Below are 18,993 nucleotides of genomic sequence, written 5' to 3' on the forward strand. Positions count from 1 at the left end.
CGCCGGCTGGGTGTTTCGCGCCGCTATCCGATCGCATCGACGTCCACACTTGGCTTTTGAGGATCTGGAGCGCTAGGCAACGGTATTCGCCATCGGTCCGCAGCTACGGTGGACAGCTTTCAACCTGGCACACGGGCGCTAGTTCTTCCGGCGCCTGCGATGGCGGCGGCCCGCCCATCGAGAGGGAGCGTGGATCGCGGCGCAGGTGCCCGCGGTGATGGCGGCGACTTCTCATACGGAAGCGAACCCGCCGCCGAGCCGTCGAGACGGGCGTCTCCCCATGTTAGTCCCTTTCAGCTTGCCGAATTGCGCGCGGCGACGATCCGCGCCGTGTCGTCAATCATCACCGACCGCATGCCGCGGCGGCCGCGAAGGCGACGCGGGCGGGGATGTCGCCAGGCTGATAAGCGAGCGCGCGTGCCAGCGGGCCGCCGTTAGGATGCCCTGGTCGCCGAACAAGAAGGGCCAGGCGCTTCGGGATCGGGCGGCGCCGTCGACGGGACCATGCCCATGATCGCGCCCATCGAAGCGCAACCAATCGTTCTCGTCCGCGCCGCGCCAGCAGACGAAAGCGACCCACCCGCACGGCCGCAGCGCGCGGCGCATATGCGCGCGAATGCCCCTTTAGAATCGTCTAAGAACATCGCTCCGAAACGAGAGAACAGGATGTCGAACGCGCCCTGGCCGACCGGCGTTCCTGGCGTCGGCCACCGGGCACAGGACTGGCCTATCCTGCGGCGCTAACGCGCGCACTGCTGATCAACGGTCGGATACGTCCACGCCCAGCACGTTTCCCCCCGACGCCAGTGGCCAGATGCCAATCAGCTTAGCTCTATGATTAGCGCATCGAGGCAAGCCAAAGCGTCCCGGCTGCAGATCGCTTGGAAGGACTGCAGCGAACGCTGGCCGCTTTCAAACTCGGCTCGCATCTTTTCCAGAACGTCATTGTGATAACGCGCAAGCCACACGTATTTACGATGGACGTTCGGTCGATGCGTTGTGCCTAAGTTCCGGCGCAGCAAGTCAGCGTGCCTTTCCATGAATTGAAGGTAACTCGCGAAGTCGTCGAATTCCCCCTCGCCGGCAGTCAAATAGTCTATGTACCGCGTACCGTCCTCGCCAACTCGAAGAAGTCCGTTGACATAACTCGCTTCCTCCTCCGGATCGTGATTTTCATTATGTAGGCGACTGTCCGCGAGGAAGAGCCTGTATGCGGCTTCGTCAATGACAATCCGCGGATACATGGCTTCCTCGCTCTCGATTTCGTAAGCGCGCACCATCGCCGGTCCGAAGATTGGGCCTTTTCCATTTAAGCCAACATGCACGTCTCCGATCGCGACCCCGGCTCGGATCAATACTCCGCTGTTAATGCATTGTATCTGGATGTGGAGAAGGTCTAGCAACTCGTTGAACAGCGCCCCATCAGCATATTGCGTATCAAAAACACGGACACGCACCACCGCGTCCGACACCGACTCCGCGAACGCTCGACTGCTCAGCCGGACGTCCTTCATTCGTCTCGCGGGTAACTCATCTGGCGTGGAAAATTCCCGCAGATCGAGAATGATGTTGTGAATCTCGGCAGGAGTTCTCGAATTGAGGAGCGCCTGGAAACCCAGCACGTCGATGAAACTTACGATCGCAGGTTCATAATTGGAGGCATTGGCGCGAGCCTTCGATTTCTCCCGCTCGACCTTTTCTCGCTGCCGCCGCCCTTGCGCAACAGCTTTATCTAATTTCGCACGAAAAGCAGCAATTTGATTAGTTGGAGTTGGTTCGGTCACTTTATCGCTCTATTGATGGAAGCACGGTGCAGGACGCTGATAACGCCTTGCCGCTAGTAGATCGCCTAATATGCGGATGGCAAGTTATGCCGGCCTGCCCAGCCCCAGCGCTGCTTCCAAGTTTACTGCTCCCCTCTAGGATCCGCTCGGAACCTCTTTCGTCGATCACCATTGAGGGGCATACCTCACCTCACGACTTATGCGCTCCAGCTGCCTATACGTCTCTTCCAGAATCCATCTCGGGAGTACACTCAGATTTACGCGGAAGTAGAGGTCATTGAGTTGAAATGGCCGTCGCCGAAAGCCCTTTTATTTCAAGATATTAGGACGGTGGTCAGCTGACCACCGAGGAACATGCCATCGCGCACCCGCATCAGGCCTCCCTTTTTAGCGGCTTCAAAGGGATCGATTTGGTCAAGCGAGCCTTGAGGAATTTGCCGAGATAGAGCCGAGCATCAAGCCTCTGACCGACTTGCAGTGGCTCTCATAGCCCCGCGTTGCCTGTCCGCCAATAGAAGAGGTCGTCCTCCACTACTCGCCGCACCGGGCACTAGGAGGCAGTACGTCGAACCACACAGAGACGCCGACACAAGGTAAGCCTCCGCTCAGACGTCCCTCGTTCCTGGCCGGCCGATACCGTTGGCCTTGGCCTTCCGAGGTGCGATCGATTGCCTTCGCCACCAAATGACATGACAGCAAGACTTGACCGCGTTTGCGGTGCTCATCTTCGAAAGCCATTGTCCGCCAAAGTGTTAGATTTGTGGTCAGCTGACCACGACCGAAATCGTGAAGGCTTGGATGCCGATCGGGCAAACCTATCCAGCTTTCAAATTCTTCCCCTGCCCGTTGGCCTTCAGCAATGCCATTATCATCGGTCCAAGCGAGAATTCCCCCCGCTCACTGCGCCGCGTCAAATCACGCAGGTAGCCTCCCGCCGAGTTGATGAAATTCGCTCTCTCCAGGATGCACGCAACCGCCACCGCCGCATTTTCCGGGCCCAGCCCCTCGCAGGCATCCTGATAGGCGGAAGGGCTAACCCCCAGCACAGATCGAACGACCACCGCAGCAGACATCAGATCACGCCAGCTCGCGATGCCCCCCGGCGCGTAGTCCACGATCGTCGGGCATGCCTTGAGCACCAACCCTAATGGGAAAGCCCTTTGCTGTTCATTCTTCGGTTGGCGGCTCGAACTCGACTTTGCCCCCTGCTCCTTTTCAGAGCTAGGTTCAAGTTCACTGAAGGATTCGGATTTTGAATTCTGTATGTGCTGCTCGCTATGAGCGCCATTGGTGCTAGTATTTTGAGAATTTTCGAGCGTTTCCAATCGATTGAGGACTTCCTCGCGAAGCATCTCCATTTCATCAAGGATGGTCGTGGTGCCTGCGAGCGTCGGAACCCGCGGAATTCGTCCTACAAGCGCCACGTAGACGTCCTCGATCGATTGCCAATCTCCATCAACACCCTCTTCCATCGCTGCGGTGATGAGCTTGCGGACATCGCGGCGGCAGATGGTCAGGTTTTCTCTTGCGTGTCTCAATGCCGCTCTATCGGCCGTCACTTGCTGCGCCAGCATCGCCAACTCCTCGGCGCGTGCCAGCAGCGGCGACAAATCGAAGCCGAAGGCGCTCTCGATTTCGCCATCACCGTTCTTGCGGGCGTAGCGCTTACCATTGGCGCTATCCTTCCGAACGATGAGACCCGCTTCCACCAAGATGGCGATGTGTCTGCGCAAAGTCGCGCCCGCCATTGCATGCGCCCGAAGTGCAAGCTGAGCATTCGAGGGGAAGACGATCAGTTGCGCGTCCTGGCGCAACTCATTCTCAGGATAGAAACTCAACAGCGCGTCAAGAACCGCGAGGCTATTGGACTGAATTCCCAGCAACTCCATAGCCGCGGAGGCATCTCTGAAGACCTTCCACTTGTCCGCTGTCTTGCCTTGCTTAATCTCAGCCAAGGCCGCCTGGCGCCGCACGAGCGCGAGCGTCATCGGCCGCCGCCCGAATGGCGTCGTCACACTTCCCGTCTGCATCGTCTTTCACCTTTCAGCAGGCAAAAGAAATCCGCTCACCAAAACGGTGCCAAAGACTCTTGACGAAGATTCGAGGAAATGCGATTCTGTTCGTGCTAAAGAGACAGAAGGGCTTCCACGACGGCAACGTTGAGGGGGCTCTTTTCTTTTGCGGGTTACTCTCCCTGTTTCTGTTGATGCTTGGCACGGTGCTCTTGATAAAGCGCCGGCAAATGTTCGAGTACAAAGGCGGCAAACTCAGGCGTCGCCTTCCTGTCGATCGTGATCTCCAGCTTGCTCTTGCTCTGTGTCACCTGCGCAAGTCTGTTCCCATCCGGGGTCGACATGACCTCCGGCAGACCGCGCGCAATACGACGCGGCTTCAGGTGTCCGATCACCGCCTTGAACCGATCCGCTGATGGCAGCGTCTGAGCCTCTGCCGAACTCGCAAATTTGACGGCGTCCGCTGGCGACCCTGCTTTCTCGACCAGTTCGGCGAGTTGTTGCCAGCTGGGGCGACCGACTCCTGGAGCGGCCCCAATTGCGTCGATCAGCTCGGAGGGGAGGGCGTCGACAAGTAGGAGCATCTTCGACAGATTGCTTTTGTCGATCGACATGGCAGCGATGACGATTTCTCGCGAGAACTGCTTGTTCAGCTGATGCGCGAAACGCGCCTTTTCAATAAAGGTGAGGTCTTCGCGTTCGTTGTTTTCCTGACCCTGGGCCACGACCAATTGCTCGTCCGTCAAGTCGCGAACGACCGCCTTGACCGGCAGTCCGAGCTCTGACACGGCGCGCAGGCGGCGATGGCCGAAGGCAACCTGGTATCGGCCACCTCCTTCCGGATGAGGCCTCACAAGGATTGGGACCTGCTGTCCTTGCTCCCGGATCGACACAAGGAGACCGTCGATATCACCTTGCATACGATCTTGAACGAACGACGGCTCGATTGATGATGGGTCCAGTTCAACGACGGCCTGACCTTCCGCGAGCCGCCGTTCAATCTCCTCGGCACGGCCAAGACGATCATTTTGCTCACGCAGTGCGTTGCCGATATTTGCCGTCAGCTTGGTCGCAGGATCACGTTCTTTTCTCGCCACGCCGAGAAGCGGCATCGACCGAGTCTTGGCCGCTCTATTGTCAGCGACTGATGTAGTGTCGGGCGCGTCTGTGGAGACGCCGAGAAGGTGCTTCCGACTCATGTGGTTCTACCCCAGGCTTTTTTGATCAGAGTCTCGATCTCGTCGTTGACAGCGTTCATCGCCTCCAAGGCGCGATCGTAGGTCGAGCGCGTAAACTGACCACGCTCAACCTCGAACAGCGTCTGGTTTGTCAGGCCAGCGTCAGAAACAGCAGTTGTCTTGAGCATCGGAAAGTTGAGCACGTTTTCACCGAAGATCGAACGAAGATAGCCAACCATCTGGTTTTGGGGCCCGTCACTCGGTTCAAAGCGCGTGATTAGATAGCGCATCCAATTAAATTTGAACTGAGCGCCCGCATTCTCGATCTCGCGCAGGAGATTCGAGGTCATCGCCAGGAACTGGTTCATCGACATCACGTCCAACATCTGCGGATGGACAGTGACCAGGATCGACGTCGCGGCGGTCAAAGCCGAAAGCGTGAGATAGCCCAGTTGAGGAGGGCAGTCGATGACCACGACATCGTAGTTGTCCGCGATGTCTTCGATGACTTGACTGATACGACCATAAAAAAGCGTGTCGCCTTCCTTCCGGCTCATCAGGGCGCGCGGGGTGTCGTGCTCGAACTCCATCAGTTCAAGATTACCCGGAATGAGATGGAGGTCCGGAATGTAGGTTCCTCGCACAACCTGCTCGATCGGAACCTGCTCGTCATCGTACCTGATGGCGCCATAAAGAGTCTCATTCGGACCGACGTCCGTTTCTGGCTGACTGCCGAAGAGTGCGGAAAGGCTTGCCTGGGGATCGAGATCGATTGCCAGGACGCGGTAGCCACGCATCGCCAGATATTGCGCCAGATGCGCGGCTGTCGTCGTCTTGCCCGAGCCACCCTTGAAATTCATCACCGAGATAACTTGAAGCTGCTCGCCCTCGCGACGATGGGGCAGGTAGCGCCGGTTCCCGCGGCCGATCTGGTCCAGGTGCTTGCGGATTGCATGGATATCTTCGATCGTGAACGTGCGTCGACCGCCGGGGCTCATGCTCACGTGCAATTCTGGCATTTCCGAAGCAGTCTGCCTAAGATAAGACTCACCGATGCCGAGCAGTTTTGAGACCTCTGACGGCGCAAAGGATCGAATGCCTTTTTCAGCCGTGGGCGGGAATACCTTGAGATGATGCGCCTGAAGTTGGCTGGAGAGGGCGTCGGCGTGACGCTCCATCAATGCGGTCAGTCCTTCAACGACTGGCGCTGTTTTTGCGGCGGTCTTCGCCATCTCAAAACCCATTTCCTGCAAGTGGCGGTATTTTTCGCGAAACCGGTAAAGTTCCGCCACTAACCATTAGAGCCGATTCTGAATTTTGAGCAAGCGGTTTTAGGTTAACGAAAGGTTAACGCCGCCGCGCCAGAAACATTGATAGCCCCCGATTTTCCGTTAATATTCGCGGAGTTAACAGGCCCGGCCTTTGGCTATGTTCTCGATCTGTTTATCTGTGAATCCTGCAACCCTAACTAGCCGCATTGGGCGTGATGGGACCTGATTTCACCAAACTCCGCGGCCACTGCCGCCCGACTCACTCGCAAAACATTGCAGGATCCTCCAACTACCACGCAATTCCGTTCCATGCTGACTTCTCCGCCGATCAACGACGACGGAGAAATTCATGCAGGTTTTCGCGCTCAACAAACCGCGGAATGTTCACGAAGCTCAGCTCATCCAGCAACATCACCAGCTACGCGCTCGCGTCTTCTCGGAGCGGCTGGGCTGGGAGGTCAACGTCGTAGATGGTGAGGAATCGGACGGCTTCGATTCTCTTGACCCCACCTACATCCTGGCCGTTTCCGACCTGGGCAACGTTAGCGGTTGCGCCCGGCTTCTGCCGGCCGCCGGCCTAACGATGGTGGCGAACGTCTTTTCGTCGCTGCTACCGAGCGACGGACTGAACGCACACCCTGCAATGATCGAGAGCTCCCGCTTCTGCGTGGACACGACCCTTGAAGAGGGCAGGGGGGCAGGCTCGGTGCATGAGGCAACGCTGACGATGTTTGCGGGCATCATCGAGTGGTGCCTCGCAAACGGCATCACCGAGATCGTGACTGTGACCGACCTGCGGTTCGAACGCATTCTCGGACGTGTCGGCTGGCCGCTTCAGCGCATCGGCGATCCGAGCCGTATAGGCGTGACTACAGCCATCGCGGGGATCCTTCCGGTGAACGTAGAAACATTTCTGAGGCTCCGTCCGTCCAGCTATCGCTCGCAATTTGATGGTCCGCTGGGTCAGGCAGCATAAGGGAGAAAACCGTGAACCAGCTTCGTTCTCATCCTCGACTCGTGCGCAAACTTCAGGAGGCGCTGGGCGATCAGCTCTGCGTCGCGCTCGACGATTCGACTGTTGTCGAAATCATGCTCAATCCGGACGGCAAACTGTTCATCGAACGGCTTGGTCATGGCGTTGCACCCGCCGGAGAAATGTCGTCCGCAAGTGCTGAAATGATTATCGGAACCGTGGCGCATTCGCTCCAGTCCGAGGTCGACAGCGAGCAGCCGATCGTCTCCGGCGAACTGCCGATCGGTGGCCATCGCTTCGAAGGACTGTTGCCTCCTGTGGTCTCCAAGCCGGCCTTCACCATTCGCCGTCGCGCCTCACGCTTGATCCCGCTTGAGGATTACGTGCGCTCGGGCGTGATGAGCGAGCAGCAAGCGTTGACGATCCGCAGCGCGATTTCGTCTCGGCTCAACATCATCATCTCCGGCGGCACCGGCTCGGGCAAGACGACGCTTGCCAACGCCGTCATCAACGAAATCGTCAAGTCGGCGCCGGACGACCGCCTCGTCATCCTCGAGGATACCGCGGAGATCCAATGCACAGCCGACAACGCTGTCCTTCTCCACACAAGCGATACTGTCGATATGGCGCGGCTCTTAAAGAGCACGATGCGGCTGCGTCCCGACCGGATCGTCGTCGGCGAAGTCCGTGACGGCGCTGCGCTCACTTTGCTTAAGGCCTGGAATACCGGCCACCCTGGTGGCGTCGCGACCATCCATTCCAACACTGCAATGTCGGCGCTCCGCCGCCTTGAGCAACTGACCGCCGAAGCCAGCCAACAGCCGATGCAGGAGGTGATCGGCGAGGCGGTCGATCTCATCATCTCGATCGAACGGACGGCAAGGGGCCGACGCGTTCGCGATGTCATTCAGGTCGAGCGCTACGCACACGGCCAATACGAAATCGAATCCGATGAGCTCACGGAAGAACAGGAGGCGCGTCATGTCGCGTAAGAACGCTACTATCGCCGCCGCGCTCCTTGTAGCGCCGATCGTCCTGGCGTCGGTTGCCCCTGCATTGGCGAGTTCGGGCGGCAGCCTCCCATGGGAAGGACCACTGCAACAAATCCAGGAATCGATCACCGGCCCGGTTGCCGGTGCCATCGCGCTTGCAGCAGTGGCGATCGCCGGCGGCATGCTGATCTTCGGGGGCGAACTCAACGATTTCGCGCGGCGGCTCGTCTATGTGGTGCTTGTCGCCGGCATCCTTCTCGGCGCGACGAACATCGTCGGCCTTTTCGGCGCCACCGGCGCCTCGATCGGAGCGCCTGACGAGCGCGCCACGTCCATCGATCCAAGCTCAGCAGGGGAGGGGGGTCATGGCTGAGACCTTGTCCGGACTGCAACGCAACCGCATTCACCGCGCCCTGTCGCGCCCGAACCTGCTGATGGGCGCGGACCGGGAGCTGGTGCTGCTCACCGGGCTTGCTGCCGGCATTCTCATTTTCGTAGTGCTGACGGCATACTCCGCCCTTTTCGGCGTTGCCATTTGGATCGTCATCGTCGGCGTCTTGAGGATGATGGCAAAAGCAGACCCGCTCATGCGGCAAGTCTATGTCCGCCATATCTCCTACAAGCATTACTACAAGGCGACCTCCTCGCCGTGGCGTCGGTATTGAGGAGGAGACATGGTCGCGCTCAAACGCTTCCGGGCCACTGGCCCGTCCTTCGCGGATCTCGTTCCCTATGCCGGTCTGGTCGACAATGGTGTGCTCCTGTTGAAAGATGGGAGCCTAATGGCCGGCTGGTACTTTGCCGGCCCGGATTCCGAAAGCGCGACGGATCTGGAGCGCAACGAACTCTCGCGCCAGATCAATACAATACTGTCGAGGCTCGGAAGCGGCTGGATGATCCAAGTCGAAGCGGTCCGCATTCCGACGTTCGACTATCCGTCAGATGATCGTTGCCACTTTCCCGACACGGTCACGCGCGCGATCGACGCCGAACGGCGGGCGCATTTCGCGCGCGTGCAGGGACATTTCGAAAGCAAGCACGCGCTCGTCCTCACATATCGGCCGCTCGAGTCCAAAAAGACGGCGCTCAGCAAATACATCTACTCGGACGAGGAGAGCCGCAAGAAGAGCTATGCGGACACGGTGCTGTTCGTCTTCAAGAACGCCGTGCGCGAGATCGAGCAGTATCTTGCCAACACCCTGTCTATACGCCGGATGGAAACGCGCGAAGTCGTCGAGAGGGGAGGGGAGCGGGTCGCCCGTTACGACGAGCTGCTGCAATTCGTTCGCTTCTGCATCACCGGCGAAAACCATCCGATCCGACTGCCGGATGCGCCGATGTACCTCGACTGGATCGCCACCGCCGAGCTTGAGCATGGGCTGACACCAAAGGTCGAAGGCCGCTTTCTCGGCGTCGTGGCGATCGACGGTCTGCCGGCGGAGAGCTGGCCGGGGATTCTCAATAGCCTCGACCTGATGCCGCTTACCTATCGCTGGTCATCGCGCTTCATTTTTCTCGACGCACAAGAGGCGCGGCAGAAACTCGAACGCACCCGCAAGAAGTGGCAGCAGAAGGTAAGGCCGTTCTTCGATCAACTCTTCCAGACGCAAAGCCGCTCAGTCGATCAGGACGCCATGAGCATGGTGGCCGAGACCGAGGACGCCATTGCCCAGGCTTCCTCACAATTGGTGGCATACGGCTACTATACCCCGGTCATTGTCCTCTTCGATCACGATCGCGAAGCCTTGCAGGAGAAGGCAGAGGCTGTCCGCCGGCTGATCCAGGCCGAGGGTTTCGGGGCGCGGATCGAAACGCTCAACGCGACCGACGCCTTTCTCGGCAGTCTGCCGGGCAACTGGTATTGCAATATCCGCGAACCGCTGATCAACACCAGCAACCTTGCCGATCTCATTCCACTCAACTCTGTCTGGTCGGGCAGCCCTGTCGCACCGTGCCCATTCTACCCGCCGAACTCTCCGCCGCTGATGCAGGTGGCCAGCGGCTCGACGCCGTTTCGCTTGAACCTCCATGTCGACGACGTCGGTCACACGCTGATCTTTGGGCCGACCGGTTCGGGCAAGTCGACGCTGCTGGCACTGATCGCAGCGCAGTTCCGGCGCTACGATCGCGCCCAGATGTTCGCCTTTGACAAGGGGAACTCGCTCCTGCCGTTGACACTCGCCGCAGGCGGCGATCACTACGAGATCGGCGGCGACGCTCACGAAGAGGCGCTGGCCTTCTGCCCACTCTCGGAGCTCGCGACCGATAGTGATCGCGCATGGGCGACGGAATGGATAGAAATGCTGGTTGCGCTGCAGGGCGTTGCCATCACTCCAGATCACCGCAACGCTATCTCGCGTCAGATTGGTTTGATGGCGAGCGTAGCCGGCCGATCGCTTTCGGACTTTGTGAGCGGCGTTCAGATGCGCGAGATCAAGGACGCGCTCCATCATTACACGGTCGATGGACCGATGGGTCAGTTGCTCGACGCCGAACAGGACGGTTTGACCCTCCGCGCCTTCCAGACCTTCGAGATCGAACAGCTGATGAATATGGGCGAGCGCAATCTCGTGCCCGTTCTCACCTATCTGTTCCGCCGGATCGAAAAGCGTCTCGATGGCTCGCCTAGCCTGATTGTCCTCGACGAGGCCTGGTTGATGCTCGGTCATCCGGTGTTTCGCGACAAAATCCGCGAATGGCTTAAAGTGCTGCGCAAGGCCAACTGCGCCGTCGTGCTTGCCACGCAGTCCATCTCGGACGCTGAGCGCTCCGGAATCATCGATGTCCTGAAGGAATCCTGCCCGACGAAGATCTGCCTGCCGAACGGCGCCGCTCGTGAGCCTGGGACGCGCGAATTCTACGAGCGGATCGGCTTCAACGAGCGGCAGATCGAGATCGTCTCGAACGCTACTCCCAAGCGCGAATACTACGTGGTCACCCCCGAAGGCCGGCGGCTATTCGATATGGCGCTCGGCCCTGTGGCGCTCAGTTTTGTCGGGGCCTCCGGCAAGGAAGACCTGAAGCGCATCCGCGCGCTCCATTCCGAACATGGCCACGACTGGCCGATCCACTGGCTTCAAACGAGAGGAGTTCACGATGCCGTATCGCTGCTCAACTTCGAATAGATTGCTCGCCGGTCTGGCGGCAGTCGCATTGATGGCCGGCACCGCCGTGCCCGCAGATGCCGGCACCGCCACTGGTGCCGCCACAGAATGGACGCAGGTCCTGAACAACGGCGAGTTGGTCGCGTTGGTCGGGAAATCGGGCGAGCAAATTCAGAACCAGCTCACCCAGATCAGCCAGCTGGCGCAACAGATCGAAACCCAGCTCAATATCTACCAGAACCTGCTGCAAAACACCGCGACGCTTCCCTCGCATACGTGGGGACAGGTCGAAAGCGATCTCAATCAGCTTCGCAGCATCGTCGACCAGGGCCAGAGCATCTCATTTTCCATGGGCAATGCCGACGATGTGCTGCAGCAGCGCTTCCAGAGCTATTCCAGTCTCAAGACCAACCTGCCTAACTCCGAGAGCTTTTCGTCAAGCTATCAGACCTGGTCCGACACCAACCGGGACACGATCGCCAGCACGCTGAAGGCCGCGAGCCTGACGGCAGAGCAGTTCGACACCGAAGAAGGCACGATGTCTTCGCTGCGGTCCATGTCCGAGACCGCCGACGGGCAGATGAAGGCTCTGCAGGTCGGACACGAGATCGCCGCGCAGCAGGTCGCACAGATGCAGAAGCTTCGTGGCCTGGTATCCCAGCAGATGACCATGATGGGCACCTGGCTCCAGACTGAACAGACCGACAAGGACCTCGCGCAGGCGCGTCGCGAGAAATTCTTCAGCGGAACGGCACCGTCCACCTCCGGCGGCGAAAAAATGAAGGTGGAATGGTGAGAACAAAATCGATCCTAGTCGCAATCGCGATTTTCCTGGCGGCCGGCAGCGCTGGCATCTGGCTGCTCATCTCCGAAAAGCAGGTTGCTCAGGAGCGTCGTGACCAGTTCTTCGGCTCGTCGAAGAAATATCCGACCTCTGGCGGCGAAAAAATGAAAGTCGAGTGGTGAGGAGATGACGGCAATATCTCTTCAACGGCTCAGGGCTGCGATCCTGCTCACGACCTTATGCGTGCTGGCGGCTCAGCCAGCCCTCGCCCAGGAAGGCTCGGTGCTAACCTCATTGCAAAGCCAGATTACAACGGCCGCGAAGGGTTGGGAAACAACCGTCATGGATGCGGCGAAGTCGCTTTTCTGGATCCTGGCAACGATCGAGATCGGCATAGCTGCCGTCTGGCTCGCGATACAAGCTGCATCGCTCGACAGCTGGTTCGCCGAGCTCGTCCGGCGGATCATGTTCGTCGGCTTCTTCGCTTTCGTGTTGGCACAAGGGCCGACCTTCGCCAAGGCAGTAGTTGATAGCCTGTTCCAGATCGGCGCCGGAGGCGGCACCGCTTCGCCGGCCGATGTCTTCAATGCCGGACTCGCCGTCGCCACCAAGATGTCGGAAAAGATCCAGTTTGGGCTTTTCGAGGACAATGCGCTGGCGATCTCTGCCGCTTTTGCGATGGTCGTCGTTGTCATCTCGTTCTCGCTCGTCGCCGCGATTTTCGTGTCTGTCATGGTCGAGATGTATATCGGCCTGCTCGCCGGCACGATCATGCTCGGCCTGGGCGGTTCCTCCTATACCAAAGACTTCGCTGTCCGATATTTGATCTATGCTTTCTCGGTCGGAATGAAGCTCATGGCACTGGTCATGATCTCGCGGATCGGATCGGAGGTTCTGATCGGATTGGCAAACCAACCCGACATTGGCGAACAATTCCAGACCGCGCTTGCGATTGCCGGCATTGCCGTCGTCGTTTTCATTGTCGCGATTTATGTGCCGAACATCATGCAGGGCGTTGTCCAGGGCGCCTCGGTTTCGGGCGGAATGGAGGCGATCCGCCACGGCGGCCAAGCGGCATCCTTCGCCACGGGCGCCGGGTTCCTTGCAGCGGGTGCGGCGGGCGCAGGCTTTGCGGCTGCCCAGGCTGCTCGCGCTGCTGGGTCATCCGTTGCAGGTGCAGCTCTTCGTGGTTTCGGTGCAGGAATCGGGTCCGCGGGAAAAGCGGCGGGGTCCGCTGCCAAGGAAAAGGCCATCGGTTCTCCCGGAGCCTATGCCGGATCGATCCTCGGTCTCGCTAACGCCAAGCTCGACCAAGCGCGCAGCGGGCATAGCGGGCCGAAGCCACCTCCCGAACGCAAAGACTAACAGCAATCAGAAAGTGATCGATCGATGGCAGCGAACCGCGCCCCCGAAAACCCCTATCTTGCCGCGCGCCAGGAATGGAATGAGCGATACGGTTCCTATGTGCAGTCCGCCGCCGCTTGGCGCATCGTCGGCATCCTCGGTTTGACCATGGCCGTGATTGGATTCGCATATGCGATGTATCTCAGCACCCAGGTCAAGCTGGTTCCCTATATCGTCGAGGTCGACAAACTCGGGACCGCGGTGACGTCTGGTTACCCGCAACAGATTGAATATGCCGATGTTCGGGTAGTACGCGCGACGCTCGGAAACTTCGTAACCAGCTTCCGTTCGATCACGCCGGATGCAGTGGTGCAGAAGCAGTATATCGATCGAACCTACGCACTCCTTCGAACATCGGATCCCTCGACCGAGAAGATCAACGCCTGGTTCCGCGGTAACTCGCCGTTCGAAAAGGCGAAGTCTTCGACCGTTGCGATCGAGGTCAACAATATCGTGGCGCTCTCGAACCAGACCTATCAGATCGACTGGACCGAATACGAACGCGACCGCAAGGGCAAGGAAATAGGCACGCGCCGGTTTCGCGGCATCGCAACGGTGACGCTTACCGCACCGCAGGATGAGGCGACCATCCGCCTCAATCCGATCGGCCTCTATGTCCGGGATTTCGACTGGACAGCACAGCTTTAAGGCAGGGGATTCACTCAATGCACAGAACAGGATTGATCGCGGCCGGCTGCCTGGCCGGACTCGTCTTCGTGAGCGGTGCGCAAGCACAGAGCATGTCGAACAATGAGGTGAAGGGGACGAACATTTCCAGGAAATGGCGTGGCACATCGGGACTGGTGACAACCGGCCCCGATGGCAAGGTCATTTTCCTATTCGGGGAGACGCAGCCATCGGTCGTCTGCTCACCGCTGCAAGTCTGCGATATCGAACTCCAGGGCGGCGAGATCGTCCGGGACGTTTTGGTTGGAGACACGGTGCGTTGGAAAGTCGAGCCCGCGACCTCCGGCGCCACCGGCGGCCAGGCGATCCATCTGATCGTCAAGCCGTCGGAGGCGGGTCTCGTCACGTCAATGGTCGTCACGACCTCGCGGCGCACCTATCACATCCAACTGAAATCGCATCCGAGCCAGTACATGGCCCGCGTCGGCTTCGAATATCCGGAGGATGTCTCGACCAAGCTTGCCGATATCAACTCACGGCTGGAGACCGGCGGCATTCCTGGAACCGCGCCCGACAAGCTGAACTTTTCTTACTCCATCAGTGGCAGCGCGCCCTGGAAACCGAAGCGCGTCTATTCGGACGGCGCCAAGACCTACATCCAGTTCTCGAAATCGGTCTCGAGCCAGGATGCGCCGGTTCTTTTCGTCGTCAGCGGTGGCCAGAATCGCATCGTAAACTATCGAATGAAGAACGACTTGATGATCGTCGACTACGCGGTCGACAAAGCAATCCTCGTCTCCGGTGTCGGCTGGCGCCAGCAGAAGATCACCATCCGGCGGGGAGGCTGACCAATGCGAAACCTTGTTGTTGCGATCACGATCGCTTTTGTACTTACGGGCTGCCAAACGGCTGAGGACGGGCTGACCACCGGTTCGACGCCGACCACCCTCACAGGTTCGGCGGCAAGTGCAATTGCCGGCGACATGGCAAGCCGGCTTGCCGAGCAGGTCGGTCCCGCGGGCACGACGACCATCAAGATGGAGAAGGACTCATCAGACTTTGCAACAGCGCTCGAGGCTGCGCTGAAGGGTTGGGGCTATACGGTCGTAACCGATGGCAAGGTTGGCAAGGACGTCAAACCCGTCGAACTCGCCTATTCGCTCGACGACGTCGACGGCCAGGTTCTTGCAAGACTGTCGACGCCCTCGATCGCCCTTGGCCGCGCCTACACCGCAACGACCGGGGGTGCCGTGCCGGCAAGCCCCCTCTCGATCATGCAGCGCAATTGAGAGGAGGCGAGCATGGTCCAATCTCTGCAGCTGGGCACCTCCAGCCAGGCCGACGATCAGAAGGGTATGCGCCGTCTGAACCGTCTGCCAATCATCGTCGCCATCATCATCGTTGCGCTATTTGTCGGCGTCGTCGTCATCGGGCTGTCATGGCGCGGTCTCCCCTTCAATCGGAACAACGATCTCGACAGCGCCTCGAATGCTCCCGCAACCAACTTCGGCGACCAGCTCAAGCGTGGTGTCACCGACGGCATCATCGGCGATCCGGAACAACGCGAAGTGTTCCAGCCGACGCCCGCCGTCGAACAGAAAGTCGCGAAGGAAACCGCCGTTGTTGATCGCACACCCACCCAGCGAGAGGAGCGGCGCCCTAGACTTGAATCGGAAGCGGAATGGAAGGCACGCCTGAAACGGGAGCAGGACGAACAGTATATCCGTGAAGCGCAACGGCAGCGCATGGCCCGGCTCCAGGCGCGGGCGACAGCGTTGGACTCGCCGTTGAAGGTGGATATTTCCGACATCGACAAGGCAGCCAACGCCTCCAGAGAGACCGACCGGCGGGCGACGACTGCCAATAGCGCCTCGGACCTATACGCCGCTGCCATGAAGTCCGGTCTGATGGGGCAGAATGTCGATCCCAACGCTCAGACATCAAAGGAAGATTTCTTCAACCAGGACATCAAGGACCTTGGCTATTTGCCGAACCGGGTGGTGCCGCAAATGTCAGCCTATGAGCTCAAGCGCGGCTCCGTCATTCCCGCCACCCTGATCACCGGCCTGAACTCCGACCTTCCCGGACGGATCACCGCGCAGGTCAGTCAGAACGTCTATGACAGCGCCACCGGTTACCGGCTGCTGATCCCGCAGGGGGCAAAACTGTTCGGCCGTTACGATTCCAAGGTCTCGTTCGGCCAGGAACGCGTCCTTGTCGTGTGGACCGATCTCATTTTCCCGAATGGCTCAACCCTGCAGATCGGCGGCATGGCCGGTACGGATGCCGAAGGCTATGGCGGCTTCAAGGACAAGGTCGATCGGCATCTCTGGCGCACGTGGAGTTCTGCTGCGCTGATCGCACTGATCGGAACCGGGATCGACATGTCGATGCCGCAAAGCTCGACGCTTGCAACGCAGGAGACTGCATCGGACGCGGCCCGCCGCAACTTTGCGGAATCGTTCGGCAGGGTCGCCGAGCAGACCATTTCAAAGAACCTGAATGTGCAGCCGACCATCCAGATCCGCCCCGGCTACAAGTTCAACGTGCTCGTGGACCAGGATATTATATTTCCGTCGACCTACAGCAGAAACTGACGAACATCGTCCGACGCCATTTCAGCCGCTGGCATGCCGCGCATGCCGGTGCAACATTGCAATTCCGCAATAACTTTCCTGTCTTTGTCATCTTTTTAGTTCAAGGGGACTTGAAACTTGTCTTTTCACAGGTAGTGCTAGGCGTACACGGCTAGAGGGACTGCTCCGCGCTGCTCTGGCACCGTGGGTTGCGTCGAGATGCCTGTGGCTGATTGTGGCTATGGCTTGGCCGCTGGGCGGCGAGGCCTGTTCGAGTGTCTCGATGTGCCAGATCATGACCGACCTACAGGTCGATAAGACAGGAGAAACGCTGGTGGATGGAGAATTTCGCTCGCTCGTCGACATGTTGGAAGCTGCGCAGGACGAGCTTACGATCAAAGGTGCCATGAAGCGCTTCGCAGAGGCCTGCGGCTACGAGCGGTTTGCCTATCTTCAAAAGGAAGGCGCCCAGATCAAGACCTTCAACACCTACCCAAAGCCATGGGAACGCACCTATCTCTCGGCCGATTACTCCAATATCGATCCCGTGGTGACGCAGGCAAAACGAAAAGGCGATATCTTCTTCTGGACGGCGGACGATTGGAGACCGCGCGGCTCATCTGAGCTCAGAAAGTTTCGCAATGAATCGATCGAGCACGGAATCCGTTGTGGCATGACCATTCCCGTGGAAGGCAGCTACGGAACATCGATGATGCTGACCTTCGCATCCTCCGAAAGGAATGTGGAACTGCCGGTCGCTTTTGACCCGAAAAAGGCTGTGCAATTGGTGATGATGATCCATTATCGCTTGAAGATGATCGGCGGCAAGACCACGCTCAATCCAAAGCAGGCGCTGTCGCCGCGTGAAATGGACTGCTTGATCTGGGCGGCAAAAGGAAAGAGTACGCTTACAACCGCCAATTTGGTCGGCATCGCTTTCCGGACTGTGCAGCACCATCTCGATAAGGCGCGTGGCAAGCTCGGCGCCGAGTCGGTTCCGCATCTTGTGGCGATCGCCAAGGATCGGGGTTTGCTGCCTCCCAGCTAGCTGACATCGTCATCGACCGGTACTTCCGGCACGAAGCCGAGTGCGTCGAGCATATCCGAAAGCTCATCCTGCTGAGCTGCGGCCCTTTTCTGGCGCGCAAAATGCTCCTCCTGAAGGGTCTCCAGAACCGAACTGGCGATCGTAGGATCCTCGCTTGCGCGTATCCACTCCTCGTAGACCGCCTGATCGGCGGCGAGCAGACGGCGATGTTCGCGAATGGCGGCCACTGTCAGCGTCTCCAATTCCGCCTTGTCCATCAAATTGTATCGAGATTTCTTCTGGTCTCCTCCGGCTTGCGAGGAACCCGCATCTTGCATTTCTTTTCCTTCCCAGATCGATGGATTGGCACGACTGCGCCGTATTCGCGCGCGCCTCTTGGCTCCTATGTCAGACGATCCTCTTGGAAGAGTAAACATCCGACCACCGGCAATATCACAGGCTTTGTCGAATCGGAACTATAGTTCCTAGAACAATAATTCCGATTCTGGTTCCGCTGATGTCATGGATCTCAACGAGGTCATGGCTAGGAATTTGCGTCGTATCCGCCATGGCCAGAAACTGACGCAGGAAGAATTGGCCCATCGCACAGGCCTAAGCGCGCGCCATATCGGTGCCATTGAGCGCGCCGAGATGTCTGCAACGATCACGGTCCTTGGCCAGATCTCCCAAGCGCTGGCTGTCGATCCAAGAGAATTCCTGACGGAGACAAATACGGGCTGACAATTCGAACGCCAACGTCAGATTCGGGATCGCCAACCCGTCGTGAAGTTCAGGGCCGACATCATTTCGAAACTGTTGCACCACCTGACACCGAGATCCTTGCAGACGTCGGGGATGCGGCGATTTGCGCGCTTTGCGCTTGGCTTCGAAGCCTCGACCGTCACCACGATTCGATCGTCGGACAGCGCCATCGCATAGGCGATCAAAAACGGATCTCGCCCGATCTCGATGACCTCAGCGTCGTTCAGATCGGTAGCGTATTTCTCGATAACAGCCTGCACCAAGGCCGGGTCGACATCTTCATCCAGCCGCAGAACACCGTAGTTGTCAGCTTCGCTCAGCCAGCGACCGATTTCCGAGCCCTCGGTGATTTCTTCGAGGATCTCCACGGGAACTTTGATCTCGCCGGCCTCGCCCATATGGACCAACCAATCCCAGAATTCCGGAAACCGGCCGATCGGGTAGTACAGATTATGGGCGGTGATCAGAACGTTTGCGTCGAGGAGATGCACGGCTTCTC

The 18,993-nt window shown here is 58.9% G+C and carries 20 protein-coding genes and 1 pseudogene; 14 read left to right on the forward strand and 7 right to left on the reverse strand.

Going from position 1 to position 18,993, the window contains the following annotated elements; genetic code table 11:
• Window positions 1-293: 293 nt before the first annotated feature.
• From K290_RS38965 to repA, 5 genes and pseudogenes are all read right to left on the reverse strand, one after another.
• Window positions 294-798, reverse strand: a pseudogene (locus tag K290_RS38965) (class I SAM-dependent methyltransferase); the annotation flags it as partial.
• Between the two features lie 23 nt (window positions 799-821).
• Window positions 822-1,784 carry a hypothetical protein gene (locus K290_RS0120020; protein ID WP_028753536.1) on the reverse strand — a complete coding sequence of 321 codons (963 nt, stop codon included), beginning with the start codon at window positions 1,782-1,784 and terminating at the stop codon, window positions 822-824.
• 815 nt (window positions 1,785-2,599) lie between these two features.
• The gene (repC, locus tag K290_RS0120025; RefSeq protein WP_028753537.1) at window positions 2,600-3,814 is read right to left on the reverse strand and encodes a plasmid replication protein RepC; all 1,215 of its coding nucleotides are present in this window, start codon (window positions 3,812-3,814) and stop codon (window positions 2,600-2,602) included.
• A gap of 155 nt (window positions 3,815-3,969) precedes the next feature.
• On the reverse strand, window positions 3,970-4,995 hold the full coding sequence (gene repB / locus K290_RS0120030; protein WP_028753538.1) for a plasmid partitioning protein RepB: 1,026 nt from the start codon (window positions 4,993-4,995) through the stop codon (window positions 3,970-3,972).
• Entirely contained in the window at window positions 4,992-6,206 is a 1,215-nt protein-coding gene (repA, locus tag K290_RS0120035) for a plasmid partitioning protein RepA (protein WP_028753539.1), read from the reverse strand. Before repA ends, repB begins: the two co-directional genes overlap by 4 nt.
• Before the next feature lie 388 nt (window positions 6,207-6,594).
• On the opposite strand from repA, the gene traI reads away from it, so the two are divergent.
• The 13 genes from traI (at window position 6,595) to K290_RS0120100 (ending at window position 17,753) form a co-directional block, all read left to right on the forward strand.
• Window positions 6,595-7,221 (forward strand): acyl-homoserine-lactone synthase, encoded by a 627-nt coding sequence (gene traI / locus K290_RS0120040; RefSeq protein ID WP_028753540.1) that lies wholly within the window; start codon window positions 6,595-6,597, stop codon window positions 7,219-7,221.
• An 11-nt stretch (window positions 7,222-7,232) separates the two neighbouring features.
• On the forward strand, window positions 7,233-8,210 hold the full coding sequence (gene trbB / locus K290_RS0120045) for a P-type conjugative transfer ATPase TrbB (RefSeq protein WP_028753541.1): 978 nt from the start codon (window positions 7,233-7,235) through the stop codon (window positions 8,208-8,210).
• Complete coding sequence (locus tag K290_RS0120050) at window positions 8,200-8,583, forward strand: TrbC/VirB2 family protein (RefSeq protein WP_028753542.1); 384 nt, start codon at window positions 8,200-8,202, stop codon at window positions 8,581-8,583. The genes trbB and K290_RS0120050 overlap by 11 nt, the downstream gene beginning before the upstream one ends.
• The gene (locus K290_RS0120055) at window positions 8,576-8,875 is read left to right on the forward strand and encodes a conjugal transfer protein TrbD (protein WP_028753543.1); all 300 of its coding nucleotides are present in this window, start codon (window positions 8,576-8,578) and stop codon (window positions 8,873-8,875) included. Before K290_RS0120050 ends, K290_RS0120055 begins: the two co-directional genes overlap by 8 nt.
• 9 nt (window positions 8,876-8,884) lie before the next feature.
• Complete coding sequence (locus tag K290_RS0120060) at window positions 8,885-11,335, forward strand: conjugal transfer protein TrbE (protein WP_028753544.1); 2,451 nt, start codon at window positions 8,885-8,887, stop codon at window positions 11,333-11,335.
• Complete coding sequence (gene trbJ, locus K290_RS0120065) at window positions 11,307-12,110, forward strand: P-type conjugative transfer protein TrbJ (protein ID WP_028753545.1); 804 nt, start codon at window positions 11,307-11,309, stop codon at window positions 12,108-12,110. The genes K290_RS0120060 and trbJ overlap by 29 nt, the downstream gene beginning before the upstream one ends.
• Window positions 12,104-12,280: an entry exclusion protein TrbK gene (gene trbK, locus K290_RS0120070; protein WP_028753546.1), complete on the forward strand. Its 177-nt coding sequence runs from the start codon at window positions 12,104-12,106 to the stop codon at window positions 12,278-12,280. Before trbJ ends, trbK begins: the two co-directional genes overlap by 7 nt.
• 4 nt (window positions 12,281-12,284) lie before the next feature.
• The gene (trbL, locus tag K290_RS0120075) at window positions 12,285-13,463 is read left to right on the forward strand and encodes a P-type conjugative transfer protein TrbL (RefSeq protein WP_028753547.1); all 1,179 of its coding nucleotides are present in this window, start codon (window positions 12,285-12,287) and stop codon (window positions 13,461-13,463) included.
• Window positions 13,464-13,487: 24 nt separating this feature from the next.
• The gene (locus tag K290_RS0120080; protein ID WP_028753548.1) at window positions 13,488-14,150 is read left to right on the forward strand and encodes a conjugal transfer protein TrbF; all 663 of its coding nucleotides are present in this window, start codon (window positions 13,488-13,490) and stop codon (window positions 14,148-14,150) included.
• Between the two features lie 17 nt (window positions 14,151-14,167).
• Window positions 14,168-14,977 carry a P-type conjugative transfer protein TrbG gene (gene trbG / locus K290_RS0120085; RefSeq protein WP_028753549.1) on the forward strand — a complete coding sequence of 270 codons (810 nt, stop codon included), beginning with the start codon at window positions 14,168-14,170 and terminating at the stop codon, window positions 14,975-14,977.
• 3 nt (window positions 14,978-14,980) lie between these two features.
• On the forward strand, window positions 14,981-15,418 hold the full coding sequence (gene trbH / locus K290_RS0120090) for a conjugal transfer protein TrbH (protein ID WP_028753550.1): 438 nt from the start codon (window positions 14,981-14,983) through the stop codon (window positions 15,416-15,418).
• 12 nt (window positions 15,419-15,430) lie between these two features.
• A complete protein-coding gene (gene trbI, locus K290_RS0120095; RefSeq protein WP_028753551.1) occupies window positions 15,431-16,726 on the forward strand; it encodes an IncP-type conjugal transfer protein TrbI in 1,296 nt (431 codons plus the stop codon).
• A gap of 313 nt (window positions 16,727-17,039) precedes the next feature.
• Window positions 17,040-17,753, forward strand: a complete 714-nt coding sequence (locus K290_RS0120100; RefSeq protein ID WP_028753552.1) for an autoinducer binding domain-containing protein — start codon at window positions 17,040-17,042, stop codon at window positions 17,751-17,753.
• Here the strand turns inward: K290_RS0120100 and K290_RS0120105 are convergent.
• The gene (locus K290_RS0120105; protein WP_028753553.1) at window positions 17,750-18,070 is read right to left on the reverse strand and encodes a transcriptional repressor TraM; all 321 of its coding nucleotides are present in this window, start codon (window positions 18,068-18,070) and stop codon (window positions 17,750-17,752) included. The genes K290_RS0120100 and K290_RS0120105 overlap by 4 nt on opposite strands.
• Before the next feature lie 184 nt (window positions 18,071-18,254).
• Here K290_RS0120105 and K290_RS0120110 point away from each other — a divergent pair, with 184 nt between their 5' ends.
• Window positions 18,255-18,473, forward strand: a complete 219-nt coding sequence (locus tag K290_RS0120110; RefSeq protein ID WP_028753554.1) for a helix-turn-helix domain-containing protein — start codon at window positions 18,255-18,257, stop codon at window positions 18,471-18,473.
• 17 nt (window positions 18,474-18,490) lie between these two features.
• Here K290_RS0120110 and K290_RS0120115 read toward each other — a convergent pair whose 3' ends face one another.
• On the reverse strand, window positions 18,491-18,985 hold the full coding sequence (locus tag K290_RS0120115; protein ID WP_028753555.1) for a DUF4411 family protein: 495 nt from the start codon (window positions 18,983-18,985) through the stop codon (window positions 18,491-18,493).
• Window positions 18,986-18,993: the final 8 nt, after the last annotated feature.

It is taken from the genome of Rhizobium leucaenae USDA 9039 (genome assembly GCF_000426285.1).
Classification (GTDB): domain Bacteria; phylum Pseudomonadota; class Alphaproteobacteria; order Rhizobiales; family Rhizobiaceae; genus Rhizobium; species Rhizobium leucaenae.